A 16,846-nucleotide genomic window follows, 5' to 3' on the forward strand; every position below is an offset into this window, starting at 1 on the left:
GCGCCTACGTCGCCGCGCGTCCGCCCTCACCGCTCCGCCTGAACGCCCACTCCGCCCTCGGCTCCACCACGCACCGGAAGACCCGCCGGACGGGGGACGTGCACAGCAGGGTCACGGTCAGGGCGGCGACGAGGGTGACGGCGAGGGCGCCGAGCGGCTGGTGGATCCAGGGGTGGTCGTACCAGTGGGCGGGGCCGGCGGCCTGCTTGACGAAGCCGTGCAGGAGATAGCCGTAGAGCGTGGCCGCGCCCAGGGCGGTGAACCAGGTGTGGCGTCCCGGCACCCAGGCCAGGAAGCAGGCCACCAGGACGAGGGAGCAGCCGAAGGTGGCCAGGGTCATCACCGGGCCGTACCAGGCGGGCGCCCCCAGCTGTACGGCGCTGTCGTTGTGGAAGAACCAGGGGTGGACGCCGCGCGGGGCCGCCCAGTACGCCACGGCCAGGGCGGCCGCGAAGACCGGCACCGCGGCGACGCGTACCGCGCGGCGGCGCACCAGCCGGAAGTGCTCCGGCTTCAGCAGCAGGCCCAGGACGAAGTAGGGCAGGAACTGGAGGACCCGCTGGAGGTCGAGGTCCTTGCCGATGGCGGGCGAGAGGGTCGCGAGCATCGCGACGGCCAGCGCGAGCGGCAGCGGCCGGCGTACGAGGCGCCAGACGGGGTTCCCAGGCGTGGCCCACGGCGACCAGCAGGATCGCCAGGTACTTGGCGTTGTCGAAGAAGGCGTCCCGCTTCTTCGCGGGCGCGGCCTGTGGCGGCTCCGCGGGTGTCGGCCCGGCCTGCGTCGGCCGGGCCTGTGGAGGCTCGGCCTGTGTCACCCCCGCCTGCGTCGGCTCGGTGCCGCTCGAGGGCAGTGTGGCCTGCCCGATGCCCTCCTGGCGCAACCCGGACAGACCAGAACACCTCTCACACGACCGTGCCCCCTGCCCCAGGACCGCTGAGGGGAAGCGCCGACACCACTACCCGGGCCCTGCTTACCGGCTTTCGGCCGGATAAACCTCCCGACACGGCCGAACGGTCAGAGGCGCGTCGCGGCGTGCAGGATGAAAAGCATCGTGACGGCCGAGTTCGCCGACGGCATCGCCGACACGGCCGTTCCCGCCGCGGCGGCCCAGACCGCGAGACCCAGGGGCAGGAAGACGAAGACGCCCATGAGACGTCAGCCTTCCCCTGCGTCGGGGTCCTGGTCAGCGGCTGTTCCGTCGGCGTCGGCTTTGTCCTTGTCCTTCTCTTCGTCCTCGTCCTCGCCCTCGCCCTCGCCCTCGTCGCGGGGCTGTCCCAGGAGTTCGCGCAGCAGCCGTTCGTCATCGGGACCGAGTCCGGTGACGAAGCTGGCCAGCACGGCCTCGCGGTCCCGCTCGGCGTCCAGCACCCTGCGCATGCGGTGGGCGGCGAGACCGGCCTCGTCGGACGCGGGCAGCCAGGCGAACGACCGCCCGCCGCGCTCGCGGGTGACCGCGCCCTTGGCGAGCAGCCGGGTCAGGATCGTGATCACCGTCGTATAGGCGAGACCGCCGCCGAGGCGTTCCTGCACCCACCCGGCGGTGGCCGGACCGTCCGCCTCCCGCAGCGCCGACAGGACCAACGCCTCCAGCTCGCCCTGTCCGCGCCGCCGGGGACGCTGCCGGTGATCCGTCACGCCCCGTCTCCTCTCCGCCGCCGTCCGTTTCCCGGTCGGACATCGTATAGACGCCGCCCGCCGCGGCCGCCCCTCGTCGCCCGGGTGGACCTTGCCCTCCATACCCCTAGGGGGTATACAGAACGCATGGACCACGACCAGCACCACCCTCCGCACGGCGACCGGCACCACGATCACGCCTCCCCGGCGGCGAAGCACGGGCGCGTCTCCTGGGCCATGGCGATGAAGGCGACCCTGCACTGCCTCACCGGGTGCGCCATCGGCGAGATCCTCGGAATGGTCATCGGTACCGCCCTCGGCTGGGGCAATGTGCCGACCATGGTCGTCGCGATCGTTCTCGCGTTCCTGTTCGGCTACTCCTTCACCCTGTTCGCGGTGCGCCGGGCCGGCCTGGGTCTCAGGGCCGCGGTCAAGGTGGCGCTGGCCGCCGACACCGTGTCGATCGCCGTGATGGAACTGGTCGACAACGCCGTCGTCGCCCTCACCCCGGGCGCGATGGAGGCCCAGTTGTCGGACGGGCTGTTCTGGGCGGCCCTCCTGGGCGGCTTCGTGATCGCCTTCCTGATCACCACGCCCGTGAACAAGTGGATGATCGGCCGCGGCAAGGGCCACGCCGTCGCCCACGCCCAGCACGCCTGAGGCCCCTCGCCGCCTCCCTCGCCACTCCCCTCGTCCGTCCCCCGGCTTCGCTCACAGCCGGCCGAACGCCACCCCGCGCCAGATCCAACCCGCCGCCAGCACCGCCTCCCGCAGCGGATCCTTCATCTCCGCCGGGTCGAACCGGTACGTCTCCCGGAGGCGCCGACGGCCGTCGGGACCACGCTCGACCGCCCATTGGCGGGAGACCATGGTCACCTGGCCGCGGCCGAACTCCCGTGCCACGGCCAGCCGGGGAGGCTCGCCCACCCACGTGACCTCACGCAACTCGTCGACGCTGCGCACCTCGTGGGTCCCCGGCATCAGACGCATCCGTGTCTTGAGCGTCTGCCGCATCCGCACCCGGACGAAGTACGAGTGCCAGGAGGGCTCCCGGACCCGCCACTCCGCCACCAGATCGGCACGTTCCTCGGGCAGCGCGTTGCGTACGCGGTACGGAACCTCCGGGCCGTTGACCGCGAACAGCGCGGCCCGGACCTCCTCGGCGGAGCGCGGCACGAGACCGCTCTCGGGGTATCTGGTTCCGGTCAACTTGTCGAAAAATCCCATCCGATCAACCTAGGGCAACGGCGGACACGACCGTCCGGGCCGCCCGGACATCTCGTCCGGCCGAGGGTCGAACCGTCCCCACGCCCGCCGCTAGTCTTGCCCCTCATGGGGAAAACCGCAGGTGGGCAGATGGCGGTCGTGGCCGCGTTGGTGCGGTCGGCGTTCCTCGTGAACGCCGTGTACGCCGAGTCGAGCCGCGCCCACGGCATCACACCGCAGCAGGGCCAACTGCTGTGCGTGCTGATGCCGCAGCCGTACGGCATGAGCGAAGTCGGCGAGATGCTCGGGCTCGCCAAGTCCAGCCTGACGGGGCTGGTGGACCGGACGGTCCAGCGCGGACTGGTCCGGCGCGAGCCGGATCCGCGGGACGGGCGGGCGGTGCGCGTCGGACTCACCGAGGAAGGCCACCGGCTGGCGCACGGGTTCTACGAGGAGACGTGCCGCCGGCTCGAGAACCTGCCCTCGGGGCTGAACACGAGCGAACGCGACCGGCTCGCCGCGCTGCTCGCGCGCGTCGTCGTCGACAACAAGGTGCCCGAGGTCTTCACCGACCCCGACGCCTGAACCCGGCCTTCCCGCGCCTGAACCCGGCCTGCCCCGCACCTCAACCCCGGTCTGCCCCCGACGCCCGGCCCTGGTCCGACCCCGCCCCCACGGTCGTCCCGGTCACCCCTGCCGTCTCTCCCACCTGCTCGCTCACGCACTCACCCGCTCACCCGCTCACCCGGCCGAAGTGGTTCGTCTCGCGCTCCGTGTCGGCTCGTCCGGCGACCTTCAATGTCAGGGTCGCCGCGATCGACGTCAGCGCCATCACCGTCATCGCCGTTGCGGGTGAGGTGAGTTGGGCGACCGCTCCGGCCAGCGCCGCGCTGACCCCCTGCATTGTGAGCATCCCGGACGAGTGCAACCCCAGTGCGTGGCCGCTGAGTTCGGGCGGGGTGAGGGCCATCAGCCGCTCCTGCTGGACCAGGCTCGCGCCGAAGCCGACGGAGGCGAGGGCGGCGCAGGCCGCGGCGAGCGGAAGAGCGGGGCGCAGGGCGAAGAAGGCGTAGGGGGTGGCCAGCATCAGGAGGAGGGGAGTGGCCAGGCGGGGGCGCAGGGCCGGCGGGACGAGGCGGCCCACGGTCACGTCACCGACCAGCATGCCCAGCGCGCCGCACGCGAACAACGTGCCCGCCGCGTCGGGGTCGTAGGACACGAAGAGCGCCTCGCAGCCGACGACCAGCCCGTTGGGGAGCCACAGGCCCAGATAGGTGAGGCGACGGGGCCGGGAGGACCACAGCACCGCGTTCGTGCGTCGGGTCGCCGCGACCGAGGGACGGCCGGAGGCCCGCGGCGGGCGGACGGTCAGGCCGAGGCGGGCGACCACGGCGGCGGTCGTGTAGAGCAGGGCGGCGAGCAGCAGGACCGGGCGCGGGGAGAGCACGGTCACGAGCGCGCCACCGGCGGCGAAGCCGATGATCTGCATCAGTCCGCTCAGCATGTTGAAGAGCGAACGCCCCGGCAGATAGCCGTCCTTGGTGACAATCTCGTTCAGCAGGCCCCAGCGGACGCCTCCGCCGAGCGAGGCGATCAGCCCCTGGAGGAGCACGACCGCGAAGACACCCCACACCGGCAGCCCGGGCAGCGCCAGGACGGCCGTCGTGGCGGCGAAGGCGAGCGAGAGGCCGGTCAGCGCCGACCTCGGGGGCAGCCGGTCGGCTCCCGAGAGGAAGAAGGTCGCTCCCAGCACCTGCGCGAGCGACGGGCCGAACATGCTCACCGCCGACAGCAGCGGGGAGTCGGTGGCCCGGTAGACGAGCGTGCCGAGGGCGAGCCCGCTCACCGTCCCGGCGGCGGTCTGGGCGGCGGCGGACAGGAAGAGAGGCGTGAACTCGGGGGTGCGGAAGAGCTGTCGGTATGTGTGGCCGGTCATGGGCGGAGTCTGCGACGGGCCGTGGAGGGGTGGTTATTGTTTCGCGGGACCGCGAAACGTCGTCAGCCGTACGGGCACGGGATGGGGGCGCAAGGACATGGGCTGGTGGCAGGTGAACGCGGACACCCTGGCGCGCAGCCGGTTCGTGCTCTCGCCGCTCGCCGAGACCTTCGCGAGCCTGAAGCTGCTGCACGCGGGCGTGGGGACGCATCCCGGCGAGCGCGACTGGCTGCGCGACCGTCTCCCCGGCTACCGCGCCGTACTGGCGGCCGACCCGGTGACCGCGCAGCTGGTGCGGGCCGGGCTGGGGCGGAGCTGGGTCGCCGACTTCCTCACGCCCACCCCGAGGGACGGCGAGAGCTTCGAGGAGGGCGTGGCCCGGGTACGGTCGGCCGACCCGGCGCAGGCCCGCGCCCATCTGCGGATGTCCCTGGCCGGCCCGCTCCCCGCCGCCCTGGACCGGGACGACCTGCCGGACCGGGCGGCCGGGCTGCTGGAGTACGTGTGGGAGTCGGGCGTACGACCGCACTGGGAGCGGCGGCGGCGCGTCCTGGAGGCCGATGTCGGCGCGCGGACCGCGCAGGTCAGCCGGGGTGGCTGGGCCGCCGTACTGGACTCGCTGCGGCCGGGGACGCGGTGGCTCGGCGAGAGTCGGTTTCAGGTCAACCTGCACGAGTATCCGCCCCGCGAGATCTCCGGCGCCGAGCTGGTGTTCGTACCGGTCACCCCGAAGACGGGGTGGGTGGCGTGGGACGAGCGGGAGCGGTACGCCGTCGTCTACCCCTGCACGGGAGCGCTCGCCGAGGACCACCGGGACCGGGCCCGTGCCGTACCGGCCGCATTGGGCGCCCTGCTGGGGCCCGGCCGGGCCGCGGTGCTCGTCCTCCTCGCCGGCCCCCTGAGCACCACCCAGCTGGTCGCCCTGACCGGCCAGGGCCTCGGTTCGGTCGGCCGCCATCTGCGGGTGCTGCTGGAGGCCGGGCTGGTGGAGCGACGGCGGGCGGGGCGGTCGGTGCTGTATTCGCGGACCGCGGCGGGCGAGGTCCTGGCCCGTGCGGCCGCCGGGTAGGTCCTGGCCGTCCCGGCCGGAACCGGAAGCGGAGGACGGCCCCGGAAGGGGTGGGTTCACCGCCCGGGGCTAGCATCCGGAGCATGACTACTGACGCAGGTGCCTCTCCCCTCGACGTTCGGATCGATGCCCTCAAGGGCGGTTCCGCGGAGCTCTCCCAGTACGCGGGCAAGGCCGTGCTCGTGGTGAACGTGGCCTCCAAGTGCGGCCTGACCCCGCAGTACACGGGCCTGGAGAAGCTCCAGGAGCGGTACGCCGCCCAGGGCTTCACCGTGCTCGGCGTGCCCTGCAACCAGTTCCTCGGGCAGGAGCCCGGCACCGCCGAGGAGATCGCCGAGTTCTGCTCGGCCACCTACGGCGTGTCCTTCCCGCTGACCGAGAAGGTCGAGGTCAACGGCGCGGAGCGGCACCCGCTGTACGAGCGGCTCGTCGGGTTCGCGGACGCCGAGGGCCACGACGGCGACATCCGCTGGAACTTCGAGAAGTTCCTGATCGGGCGGGACGGGTCCGTCGTCGCCCGCTTCTCCCCGCAGACCGAGCCCGAGGCCGCCGAGGTCGTCGCGGCCATCGAGAGCCAGCTGGGCTAGGCGGTTCCCGCCCGAAGGAATCGTCCGGCTTGACCTTGCCCCTGGGGCAGGGCGGAGCCTCCTCGTCGCCGGGCGCGAAGGCCGCCCGGCGACGGAGGGCGAGACGGGGGTGCGTGATGGCCATCGCGGATGACGGCGTGCTGCTCACGATCGGCGCGTTCGCCGCGCGGGCCCGGCTCTCGGCCAAGGCGCTGCGGTTGTACGACCGGCTCGGGCTGCTCGCCCCGGCGCACATCGACGAGGCCAGCGGCTACCGCTACTACCGGGCCGGCCAGGTGGAACGCGCCCGGCTGGTGGCCATGCTGCGTCAGCTGGACATGCCGCTCGCGCGGATCGCCGAGCTGGTGGGGACCGCCGACAGGCCCGCGTCCGGGGAGCTGCTCGCCGCGTACTGGGGTGAGGTCGAGACCCGGTTCGCCGCCCAGCGCGCCCTCGCCGACTACCTCCGTGCACGGCTGTCGGGGAGGAGCTCCGAGATGTACGAGAAGTTCGAGGTCCGCTTGGTCGACGTGCCCGAGCAGGTGATCGTCACCGAGACACGGCACGCGCTCGCGGACGAGCTGCCCACGTGGATCCCCGCCTCGCTGGGGCGGCTGGAGGAGACGGCCGGGGAGTGCGGGGGTGTGGCCGGGGCGCCGTTCGTCGTCTACTACTCCGCGGTGTCCATGGAGAGCGACGGGCCGGTCGAGTCCTGTGTGCCGGTCGCCGACGAGGCCGGGGCCCGGGCCTGGGCGGCCGCCGCGCAGGGCCGGGGCCGGCAGTTCCAGGCGCGGGTGGAGCCCGCCCGGCGGCTCGCGTACACGAGGATCACCAAGGCGCAGGTGGCGCACCCGCAGATCCTCGCCCCGTACGAGGCGGTGGAGGCGTGGATGAAGCGGGAGGGCTGGGACTACGACGGTCCCTGCCGGGAGATCTACTTCGCCGACTGGGACGCGGCGGGAGCCGAGGACCCGGTGTGTGACGTGGCGTTCCCGGTGAAGCGGGGCCAGCCGGGCTAGCCGGGTCGGCGGGCCTGTCGGGCCGACGGGCCTGTCGGCAGTCCCGCGCCGGAGATGTGCCGAGCCCCCTCGGCAAGGACGGCGAGCTGGTCGAGGGGGCTCTTGGGTCGTGCTGGTGAAGCTGGTCGTGCAGGTGAATCCGGTCGTGCTGGTGAAGCTGGTCGTACTGGTGGGGCGGTCTCAGGGGATCGTCCCCTTAGGCCTTGACCGATGCCACGAAGGTGTTCCACGCGTCGGCGGGGAAGGCCAGGGTCGGGCCCTCGGTGACCTTGGAGTCACGGACGGCCATGGCCGCACGGAGAGGGGACTTGATCTCGACGCATGCGCCGTTGCCCTGGGAGTAGGAGGACTTGACCCACTCGTTCGCGGCGCCCTGCTGGATTGCCATGTTCGCTCCGGTAGTCAGTTGCTGAGTTGCTGTCACCACGCCGTGCGCAGATCTCCGTCTGCACGGCATGGTTTGCGCCACCGTTGTTGCTTGATGGCGTGATCGACGCTACTCGCCAACATCGCGATGCGGAGCGACTATTCACCCGTCCGGATGGCATATTCCATAGGGACTTCCCTCCGGCCCGGCCGAAGGTGTACCTTGCGGCGCCTCACGGGGCGACCTCCCTGGCGTAGTCCTTCGCCACCTTCGCGATGAACTCCCGGGTCTGGTCGGCGTTCAGGGCCTGCGCCCGCAGGTGCTCGTACATCACGCTGTACTTCTGCACGTCCTGCGGCTTCTCCAGGTACAGGTCGCTGGTGACTCCCTCGATGTAGACCACGCTGGAGTCGGCGGCGTCCGGGAACTCCAGGATCGCGTACTGGCCGCTCACCCCCGGATGCGCGCCCATGGTGAACGGGATCAACTGCACGGTCACGTGCGGCAGCTGGGACATCTCCAGCAGGTAGTCCAGCTGCTCGATCATCACCTGCCGGTTGCCGACCTCGCGGCGCAGTGCCGCCTCGTCCAGAACGGCCCACAGACGCAACGGGTTGTCGGCTGTGGAAATACGTTCCTGTCGGCGCAGGCGCACCTGGATCCGCTTCTCGATGTCCGCCGGCGGGGCCTCCGGCAGCGCGCCCGAGATCAGCGCCTCCGCGTACTGACGGGTCTGGAGCAACCCGGGCACGACCTGCGGGTCGTACACGCGCAGACTCGCCGCGTCCGTCTCCAGGCCGATGTAGACGCTGTACGGAACATCGCCGAAGGCATGCCACCAGCCCTGCTGGCGGGAGTCCTTGGCCATCTCCATCAGCGAGTCGACCATCCGCTGGTCCTCGACCTCGTACACCCCGCACAGGTCACGGACGTCACGCTGACTGATACTGCGCCGGCCGTTCTCCAGCCGGCTGATCTTCGACTGGGACACCAGCAGGCGCTCGGCGACCTCTTCGGCCGTCATGCCCTTGAGCTCACGGAGCCGACGCAGCTCCTGGCCGAGCCGGCGTCGCCTGACGGTGGGATTGACATTGGACGCCACGGGACGTGCACCTCCGGCTGCGTGTCTGTAACTGACACTTTGCGTATCTGCTGTTGAGCAGACTGCCACCAAGGCGCTTTCTACCGCTGGAAAACGGTGGATATGCGGCGGGTACACGCCAGTTCGGGTCCGTCCCCGACATGCGTCCGCGCGGGGTGGCGGATCGATACGTCCACCACCCCGCGCGACCGCTGCGGCTCCCGGAACGGGTCCTGTGTCCGACGGGTCCAACTGGCCCTGCGGGTCTTACGTCCTGCGTTTCCGGCCCTGCCGGCGCGATGTCGTGGGACTGCGGCTCAGTGAGCCACGACACGCGCCATGGGACCGCGGTGCGGCTGCGCCGGAACGCCACGGGCGGGTTCCGGTGCGGGCCTGGCACCGGGTCCGGCCTGCCGGCCGGGTGGTGCCTGGTTGCGACGCGGCTGTGCCACCGCGCCGTTCTGGACGTCCATCACGGCGTGCGCCACGAGGCCGCCCATCGGGTCGTGCCTGATCAGATCCCGCAGCCGGGAGCGGGACGAACGTCCCTCGTTGCCCGGGTACAGGTGCTTGCCGAGGCCGACCGCGTGCGCCAGTGCGGCGAGCGCCGCGGTCCGCGGGTCCGGCGGTACGCCGGTGCGGATCGCGGAGTCCAGCCGGGCCTTGATCTCCCGGCTGATGTCGGTGTCCGTCGCCTGGTAGCGAGTCGTCGGCAGCACTCCGCACATCTGTCCCGCCACGGCATGAACCATGCCGCACCGCTCCAGATGCGAGAGGTAGGTCTGGCGTAGCCCGAGACGCGGCCCGCCGATCCAGTGGACGGCACGTACAGGAGCGCCACGCCTTCGCAGCAACTCCAACGCGCAGTCCAGCGTTGGGTCTCCAGTCGGCCGTGGGGACACCACGGCGATACGATCCCCGTCAGGGGCTATCCGTCCGGCCAGCGCCAGCTCCACTAGCTGTGCTCCGGCCAGACCGAGGTCGAGCGACTGCGGCTGTGCGGTGGTACCCGTGGTCGGGTCCAGCGCCAGCAACAAAAGCTCTTCCGGAATTGTTCTGCGGCTCCTGCCCATCCATGCCTCCCCGCGTGGATGAATGACAGGGTGACCCCTCTCACATTGGTCTGTCGAGGGTGCGTGACCTGTTTGTAGTGGAACCAGTAGGTATGTCGTTCTCGTCTACCGCAGGAGCCAAGCCCTCTACACAGGACACTGGTACATGGTTCGGACATGCCGTGAGGCGTGTCTCGGGCGGGCGGTTCACGGTTCGGCACGAGCGCGCGGTGGGCGTGCGGCACATGGAGGAGGCATCGGTGGCGGGCGAGTCCCCCGACAGGTCGAAGCAGCGCGAGTCGTCGGCAGAACCGACGTCGGGGAGCGCGAGCACGGTTCCCGAGGCGCGTGAGCCTCGCGATTCCCGCGAAGTCCGCGATCCGCGGGTGGCCGTGGCGCGGGAGGCCGAGCCGTCAGCGTCACGGGGCGGCGTGGACACGGCGACGCGAGTGTTCTCGGTACGGGACCTGAAGACCGCGGAGTCCGAACAGCCCGAGGCGTCCGCGGAGCCCGAGGAGGGCGAGGAGCCCGCGGGGGCCGAGGACGGCGACGAGGCCGTGGCGAGCGAGTCCGCCAAGGACGCCACGCAGGCCGAGGACGCCGAGAAGCCCGAGGGCGGGACCGAGGCCGACGACTCCGAGGAGCCCGAAGGGTCCACGGAGGCCACAGAGGCCGCAGAGGCCGCAGAGGCCGCAGAGGCCGCAGAGGCCGAAAACGGCGGTAGGGCCGCCAGGACCGGGTCCGCCGACGCCGAGGACGCCGAGAGCGGCTCCGAGAGCGACTCCGAGGGCGCCCAGGACGGCCCTGAGGGCGCCGAGGCGGCCGAAAGCGCGTCCGGGGGCGCCGAGGGCGCTTCCGGGGGCAGCGACGAGCGCCTGCGGGAGGCTGTGGCCCAGTGGGTGGCCTCGGCGGACGACAAGAGCTCCGCCGAAGAGCCCGCGACGGACTCGGCGGCGGACGGGGACGCCTCGGAAGAGGACACTTCGGACGAGACCACCTCAAATCGGGGCACCGGCGCCGAGGCGGAGGAACGTTCCGCGAGCGATGCCCCGGAAGCCGACGAAACCGACAAACCCGACGAGCCTGCCGACGTGAAGCCGGAGGCCGAGGCAGAGGCCGAGGCCGCCTTCGGGTCCGCGTCCAAGTCCACGTCCAAGCCCGCGCCGAAGTGGGCGTCGGACACCGACGAGGAAGCCGCCGGAGACGCCAAGCCCGGTCAGGCCGAGGACGCCGACGCCGACGCCGAAAAGCCCGACCACTCCCCCGTCGACCAGCCCACCGCCGTCTTCAAGGCGCCCCGGCCCAAGCCCGCCGTCGACCAGCCGACCACCATGCTGAAGCTGGGCGGCGCCACCAAGCGCAAGCCGGACGAGGACGAGGACGCCCCGAAGGCCGGCCGGCCGGCCGAGCCCGAGGCCCCCGCCGAGCGGACCAGCAAGTTCGTCGCGCTCAAGCCGCTCGACGAGCCCCGGCCGCAGAAGCCGGCCGACGTCACCGCCCTGGTCCCGCAGGTCGGCCCCGAGCGCACCACCCAGCAGCCGCTGCCGCCGAGGCCGCCGCTGGACCTGCTGGCGGAGCTGACGAACACCCCGCCGCCTCCGCCCACCCCGCTGCGCACGCTCGGACGGCGGCTCAAGATCTGGACGCCTCTGGTCATCCTGCTGCTGGTCGCATTTGCGATCGCGCAGGCCGTACGACCGCTGCCGGCGACCGCGTTGACCCTCACCGCGGAGGACTCGTACACCTTCGAGGGCGGCAAGACGCAGCTGCCCTGGCCGAGCGAGGGGCAGGGCTGGATCGACGCGGACGGCGTCGGCACGATGGGCAGCTTCGGCAAGCAGACGCCCGTGGCCATCGGCTCGGTCGCCAAGACCATGACCGCGTACATCATCCTCAAGGACCACCCGATGAAGACCGGGGAGGAAGGCCCGGAGATCGAGGTCGACGCGACGGCGGAGAAGGAGGGCGGCTACGACGTCTCCGGCGACGAGTCGACGCTCAACACCGTCAAGGCCGGCGACCGGCTCACCGAGAAGCAGGCCCTGTCGGCCGTCCTGATTCCCTCCGCCAACAACATCGCGCGGCTGCTCGCGCGCTGGGACGCGGGTACGGAGGCGGCGTTCGTGAAGAAGATGAACGCCACCGCCAAGGAACTGGGGATGAGCGACACGACGTACACCGACCCCTCGGGCCTGAAGGAGACCACCGTCTCCACGGCCGAGGACCAGGTCAAGCTCGGCCGCGCGTTCGTGAAGGTCCCGGCCCTGGTCTCCATCTCCAGCGCGGCCAGCTGGGACGACCCGTCCGGCAAGAACTGGCCCAACTACAACGTGCTGCCGTACAAGATGGGCGCGATCGGCATCAAGACCGGCAGCACCACCGCGGCCGGCGGCAACCTGCTCTTCGCCTCCCGCAAGGAGGTCGACGGGCAGACGGTGACCCTCGTCGGCGCGATCCTCGGCCAGCACAAGCCGAGGATCCTCGAGACGGTCAACGCGGTCAGCCAGACGGCGCTGCTCGCCGCCGAGGACGCGGTCACCTCGGCGAAGATCCTGAAGAAGGGCGACGTCGTCGGGTACGTGGACGACAAGCTGGGCGGCCGCACGCCCGTGGTCATCACCAAGGACGTCTCGGCGGTCGGCTGGGCGGGCATGACGGTGAAGCTGTCCTTCACCGCCGACGACGTGCCGCACACGGCGAAGGCCGGCACCCAGGTGGGCACGCTCACCGTCGGGGACGGCACCAGCAGTGCCGTGAAGGTGCCCGTCGCCCTGCAGTCCGATCTGACCGAGCCGGGCTTCTCGGACAAGCTGACACGCATCGGCTGACCCGCGACCCCGCACGTACGCCTACGTCACCCCGTCGGGCAGCCGCCCGGCGGGGTGCGTGCTAGCGTCACGAAACGGGACAGGTCGCCGGTCGCAAGGACGCAGCCGTGAAGCGGACGCGAACGGCATGCGGCCGAGAGCAGAAGACGGGACACGGGGAGTGCCTTCAGGTGGCCACTGCGGAGCCGACACGCGCCGACGACACCGGTCCGGACCCGGACGCCGGCGCGCGACCGAGGGTGCCCGCCCCACTGTCGGGCGACCACGACCGTGACGACCGCGGCGACCGTGACGACCGCGGCGACCGTGCCGACCACGGCGCGATGGTAGAGCTCGAGCGGGACCACGTCCCGGACCCCGAGGCGACGGACAGCCGCGCGGACGGCCGTGCGGACGGCCGTGGGGACGATGCGGGCCCCGCGCGTGAGCCGTCCCGGGTGAGATCCGCGCTCGACCGGCTGGGCGGCTGGCTGCGACGCCATCCCGTGCTGTCCATGACGGGACTGTCCGGCGTCCTGCACCTCGTCTGGTTCTTCACGTTCGCGAACAGTGGTGGCGACCTCGCGGCGCAGGACGCCTGGGCCGAGTTCGTCGGCCGGCACCCCGACTCCGCGTACAACCTCGCCTGGTACGGCGGCATGCACCCGGTCTCGTACAGCATGGTGTCGCCGTATCTGATGTCCCTGCTCGGCGTCCGGACGACGATGATGATCGCCGGGACGCTGTCGGCGGGGCTGCTCACCCTGATCCTGCTGCGCTGCCGACCGGTGAAGAACCCGTTGTGGCCGGCGCTGGCCGGGGTCTTCGCCCTGCTGTGCAACGCGGCTTCCGGGCGCGTGACGTTCGGGCTCGGCAACACGTTCGCACTGGGCGCGGTCGCCGTCGTGTTCTGCTGGCCGTACCGCTGGCGCTACAAACGCTGGGCGAAGGCGCTGTGCGCCGCCCCGCTCGCCGCGCTCGCCACGATGGGCTCGCCGGTGGCGGGGCTCTTCGTGGGGCTCGTCGCCGCCGCGCTGTTCCTCCAGAAGCGGCGGCCTGGCGCGTGGGCGCTGGGGCTCGCGCCGACGGCCGTGGTCGCCCTGTCCGCCTGGCTGTTCCCGTTCTCCGGCACCCAGCCGATGTCCTTCGGCTCGGCGTCCCTGCCGCTGCTGTCCGCGGTGGCCGTCTTCGCGGTCGTCCCGCGCGACTGGAAGACGGTGCGGATCACCTCGGCGGTGTACGGGCTCGGGGTCCTGCTGGTGTGGCTGATCAGCTCGCAGATCGGGTCCAACATCACGCGTCTCGCGATGCTGTTCACCGGCGTGGTGCTGATGGCTGCGCTGCCCTTCGCCGTGCCGCGCAGCCGCAAGTGGTACGCGATCGTCGTGGCGTTCCTCGGGTTCGTGGGCTGGATCGGCTTCAAGTCGGTCGACGACGTCCTGCGGACGACCCCGGCGGCCTCCTGGGCGCGTGAGCTGGCGCCGCTCGTCAACGAACTCCAGGAGATCGGTGCCGAGAAGGGGCGGGTGGAGGTCGTACCGGCCCGCTCGCACCGAGAGGCGTCCGCGCTCGCGCCGTACGTCAACCTCGCCCGGGGCTGGAACCGCCAGGCCGACATGGAGCGCAACCCGCTCTTCTACGACGACACCCTCAACTCGGCGAACTACCACGAGTGGCTCCAGCGGTGGGCCGTGCACTTCGTCGTCGTCCCGAAGGAGGCGCTGGACGGGGACGGCGGTGAACGGGAGCGCGAGCTGGTGCAGCGGGGGCTGCCGTATCTGGTGCAGATCTGGGGCGACGCCAACTGGCAGCTGTTCAAGGTCACCGACCCCGCCTCGCTCGCCGAGCCGAACGCGGTGGTGCAGCGTGCCAAGCAGGACGAGATGACGATCGACGTGAAGAAGGCGGGGCGGATCCTGATCCGGATCCCGTACTCGCCGTGGCTGAGCGTCGTCGACGCGCAGGGCAAGAGCCTGAAGCCGCCGCAGGAGACGGACGCGTCCAAGGACCGGGCGGAGGGGGAGCCGAAGACGTACGACAACGTCGACGGGTGCCTGTTCGAGACGGAGGAGGACGCGGAGGGGGACAAGTGGACGATGCTGGTCGCTCCGCGGGCGGGGGTGTACCGGCTGGCCGCGCCCTACCAGCTGCCGCGGGGCACTCCGTGTCCGGACGAGCTGAAGTGAGCGTGGCTTGACGCCGGCGTCCCTGGGGGCCGGCGCCCCCAGGCCCCCGCTTCGGCTTTGAACGGGCCTCGTCCTCAATCTCCCCCGGAGGGGGTACCCCCGAACAGGGTGGTGGTGCGGAGGTTCGCCACATGGGTGTCCGTGCCCGGGATCGTCGGGATGAAGGGTGCGAGCAGTTCCACCCGTCCCAGGCCCGACTCCGTCACCGCCTCCCCCAGGCCGGTGAAGTGGGGGTCCCAGCAGTCCCTCGGGTCGGTTTCCAGGAACCACAGGAGGGTCAGGCGGGTGTCGACGCCCTCGACCTGCTTGACGTAGGTCATGCGGTCGCCGGGGAGCGGGGTGGGGCGGAAGACGGTGACCATGGCCGTCGGGGAGCCTGCCACCCGCTTGGGGAGGTGGCGGGCGCGCAGCCACTCCAGGAGTTCGGCGCGCTGCTGCGCCGAGTCGGTGTCGATCACCTCGAGCACCAGGCCCGCGTACGGGTGGTCCAGGGCGTGGAAGTCGCGGGGACCGGCGGCGCCGTCCCGGTACACGGTCGTCTCGCGGTCCTGGAACGCGGTGAAGACGTGGGTGCGGTCCTGGTAGACGCGGGCGTCCCGGTTGAGGCGCTTGTTGATGGCGACCGTCCACTTCATGTGGTCGTCGTAGCGGCCGTCGGTGATCCAGTAGGTGGAGAGGTAGCAGCCGGCGGTGACCGGCCGGGCGATCGCCGACTTCTCCGGCTCGCGCAGGAGCTGGAGGTCGCGGGTCGCCACCCACCTGCGGCCGGCGTACATCCAGGGCATCGCCATCGCCCCGGCGTAGTAGTGGTCGTCCTCGTACCAGCGGTTGTAGGCGTACTCGTGGCCGGGATGCGGTTCGACCATGGTGATCAGGGCGTGGCCGGGGCGCACCCCGTAGGGGCCGAGGGCGGCCAGTTCGGCGTACGTCTCGCTGCGGGTCTCCTCGGACATGGGGACTTCCCTTCCCTTCCGTCCTCCTGCGGTCGCTCATACTCTGACGGTCCGTCAGTTAATGCGCCAGAGTCGGGAGTCAGGGAGGGCTCATGTCATTGCTCACCGGCAAGACCGTCGTCGTCTCGGGAGTCGGCGCCGGGCTCGGTCACCAGGTCGCCGCCGCGGTCGTCCGGGACGGCGGGAACGCCGTGCTGGGGGCGCGGACCAAGGCGAATCTCGCGAAGAGCGCGGCAGGGATCGATCCCGAGGGTGCGCGTACGGCGTACCGGGTCACCGACATCACCGACGAGGGGAGCTGCGAGGCGCTCGCGGAGCTGGCGCGGGAGCGGTTCGGCGGGATCGACGCCGTGGTGAACGTGGCGGCCTGGGACTCCTGTTTCGGCGGGGTCGAGGACGCCGACTTCACGACCTGGCAGTCGGTGATCGACGTGAACCTGCTGGGGTCGCTGCGGATGACGCGGGCCTGTCTGGCCGGGCTGCGGGTGAGGGGCGGGTCGGTGGTGTTCATCGGGACGCAGTCCGCCGTGGCGGCTCCCTCGCAGGTGCGGCAGGCGGCGTACGCGGCCTCCAAGGGGGCGCTGACCAGTGCCATGTACTCGCTCGCGCGGGAGTGGGGGCCGCACCGGATCCGGGTCAACACCGTGCTGCCGGGGTGGATGTGGGGACCGCCGGTGCAGGCCTACGTCCAGTTCACCGCGCAGACGGAGGGGGTGCCGCAGGAGGAGGTGCTGGGGCGGCTCACCGAGCGGATGGCGTTGCCCGAGCTGGCGACGGACGGGGATGTGGCGGACGCGGCGGCGTTCCTGGCGTCGGACCGGGCGCGGGCGATCACCGGACAGTCGTTGCTGGTCAACGCCGGGGAGCTGATGCGGTGAGTTCATGTAGGTGAACGCGAACCACCATACAGAATTCCTTTACCTCCCTTTGACCTTACGGTTACTTGTCGTGTTCACGCGGCAGCGCCCACGATGAGCGCCGGACTGAAC

At 71.5% G+C, this 16,846-nt stretch carries 16 protein-coding genes and 1 pseudogene; 8 read left to right on the forward strand and 9 right to left on the reverse strand.

Features of this window, described 5'->3' with window-relative positions; translation table 11 throughout:
- Positions 1-4: 4 nt before the first annotated feature.
- From OG736_RS19605 to OG736_RS19615, 3 genes and pseudogenes are all read right to left on the reverse strand, one after another.
- Positions 5-851, reverse strand: a pseudogene (locus tag OG736_RS19605) (acyltransferase family protein).
- A 164-nt stretch (positions 852-1,015) separates the two neighbouring features.
- Positions 1,016-1,150 carry a hypothetical protein gene (locus OG736_RS19610; protein ID WP_442817053.1) on the reverse strand — a complete coding sequence of 45 codons (135 nt, stop codon included), beginning with the start codon at positions 1,148-1,150 and terminating at the stop codon, positions 1,016-1,018.
- Positions 1,151-1,156: 6 nt separating this feature from the next.
- Positions 1,157-1,636, reverse strand: coding sequence for a BlaI/MecI/CopY family transcriptional regulator (locus OG736_RS19615; protein WP_327183603.1), 480 nt, complete (start codon positions 1,634-1,636; stop codon positions 1,157-1,159).
- Between the two features lie 126 nt (positions 1,637-1,762).
- Between OG736_RS19615 and OG736_RS19620 the strand changes: the two genes are divergently transcribed.
- Positions 1,763-2,275, forward strand: a complete 513-nt coding sequence (locus OG736_RS19620) for a DUF4396 domain-containing protein (protein ID WP_327183604.1) — start codon at positions 1,763-1,765, stop codon at positions 2,273-2,275.
- A gap of 51 nt (positions 2,276-2,326) precedes the next feature.
- Here OG736_RS19620 and OG736_RS19625 read toward each other — a convergent pair whose 3' ends face one another.
- Positions 2,327-2,842: a hypothetical protein gene (locus OG736_RS19625; protein WP_327183605.1), complete on the reverse strand. Its 516-nt coding sequence runs from the start codon at positions 2,840-2,842 to the stop codon at positions 2,327-2,329.
- Between the two features lie 129 nt (positions 2,843-2,971).
- On the opposite strand from OG736_RS19625, the gene OG736_RS19630 reads away from it, so the two are divergent.
- Positions 2,972-3,406 carry a MarR family winged helix-turn-helix transcriptional regulator gene (locus OG736_RS19630; protein ID WP_327187652.1) on the forward strand — a complete coding sequence of 145 codons (435 nt, stop codon included), beginning with the start codon at positions 2,972-2,974 and terminating at the stop codon, positions 3,404-3,406.
- Between the two features lie 148 nt (positions 3,407-3,554).
- Here the strand turns inward: OG736_RS19630 and OG736_RS19635 are convergent, their stop codons facing one another.
- Positions 3,555-4,757 carry an MFS transporter gene (locus tag OG736_RS19635; protein ID WP_327183606.1) on the reverse strand — a complete coding sequence of 401 codons (1,203 nt, stop codon included), beginning with the start codon at positions 4,755-4,757 and terminating at the stop codon, positions 3,555-3,557.
- 97 nt (positions 4,758-4,854) lie between these two features.
- Between OG736_RS19635 and OG736_RS19640 the strand changes: the two genes are divergently transcribed.
- From OG736_RS19640 to OG736_RS19650, 3 genes are all read left to right on the forward strand, one after another.
- On the forward strand, positions 4,855-5,826 hold the full coding sequence (locus tag OG736_RS19640; protein ID WP_327183607.1) for an ArsR family transcriptional regulator: 972 nt from the start codon (positions 4,855-4,857) through the stop codon (positions 5,824-5,826).
- Between the two features lie 83 nt (positions 5,827-5,909).
- Positions 5,910-6,413 carry a glutathione peroxidase gene (locus OG736_RS19645; protein ID WP_327183608.1) on the forward strand — a complete coding sequence of 168 codons (504 nt, stop codon included), beginning with the start codon at positions 5,910-5,912 and terminating at the stop codon, positions 6,411-6,413.
- A gap of 116 nt (positions 6,414-6,529) precedes the next feature.
- Complete coding sequence (locus OG736_RS19650) at positions 6,530-7,411, forward strand: MerR family transcriptional regulator (protein ID WP_327183609.1); 882 nt, start codon at positions 6,530-6,532, stop codon at positions 7,409-7,411.
- A gap of 196 nt (positions 7,412-7,607) precedes the next feature.
- Here OG736_RS19650 and OG736_RS19655 read toward each other — a convergent pair whose 3' ends face one another.
- The 3 genes from OG736_RS19655 to OG736_RS19665 all read right to left on the reverse strand — a co-directional run bounded on the left by OG736_RS19655 (position 7,608) and on the right by OG736_RS19665 (position 9,932).
- Positions 7,608-7,799, reverse strand: coding sequence for a DUF397 domain-containing protein (locus tag OG736_RS19655; protein WP_020131958.1), 192 nt, complete (start codon positions 7,797-7,799; stop codon positions 7,608-7,610).
- A gap of 211 nt (positions 7,800-8,010) precedes the next feature.
- Positions 8,011-8,880: a helix-turn-helix domain-containing protein gene (locus tag OG736_RS19660; RefSeq protein WP_028807189.1), complete on the reverse strand. Its 870-nt coding sequence runs from the start codon at positions 8,878-8,880 to the stop codon at positions 8,011-8,013.
- A gap of 296 nt (positions 8,881-9,176) precedes the next feature.
- Positions 9,177-9,932: a GOLPH3/VPS74 family protein gene (locus OG736_RS19665; protein WP_028807190.1), complete on the reverse strand. Its 756-nt coding sequence runs from the start codon at positions 9,930-9,932 to the stop codon at positions 9,177-9,179.
- Positions 9,933-10,156: 224 nt separating this feature from the next.
- On the opposite strand from OG736_RS19665, the gene OG736_RS19670 reads away from it, so the two are divergent.
- Positions 10,157-12,739: a D-alanyl-D-alanine carboxypeptidase gene (locus tag OG736_RS19670; protein WP_327187653.1), complete on the forward strand. Its 2,583-nt coding sequence runs from the start codon at positions 10,157-10,159 to the stop codon at positions 12,737-12,739.
- 170 nt (positions 12,740-12,909) lie between these two features.
- Positions 12,910-14,904, forward strand: coding sequence for a DUF8823 domain-containing protein (locus OG736_RS19675; protein WP_327183610.1), 1,995 nt, complete (start codon positions 12,910-12,912; stop codon positions 14,902-14,904).
- Between the two features lie 74 nt (positions 14,905-14,978).
- Here OG736_RS19675 and OG736_RS19680 read toward each other — a convergent pair whose 3' ends face one another.
- A complete protein-coding gene (locus OG736_RS19680; RefSeq protein WP_327183611.1) occupies positions 14,979-15,857 on the reverse strand; it encodes a hypothetical protein in 879 nt (292 codons plus the stop codon).
- A 92-nt stretch (positions 15,858-15,949) separates the two neighbouring features.
- On the opposite strand from OG736_RS19680, the gene OG736_RS19685 reads away from it, so the two are divergent.
- Complete coding sequence (locus tag OG736_RS19685) at positions 15,950-16,735, forward strand: SDR family oxidoreductase (RefSeq protein WP_327183612.1); 786 nt, start codon at positions 15,950-15,952, stop codon at positions 16,733-16,735.
- Positions 16,736-16,846 lie beyond the last annotated feature (111 nt).

The organism is Streptomyces sp. NBC_01334, assembly GCF_035983595.1.
GTDB classification, from domain to species: Bacteria; Actinomycetota; Actinomycetes; order Streptomycetales; family Streptomycetaceae; genus Streptomyces; species Streptomyces coriariae.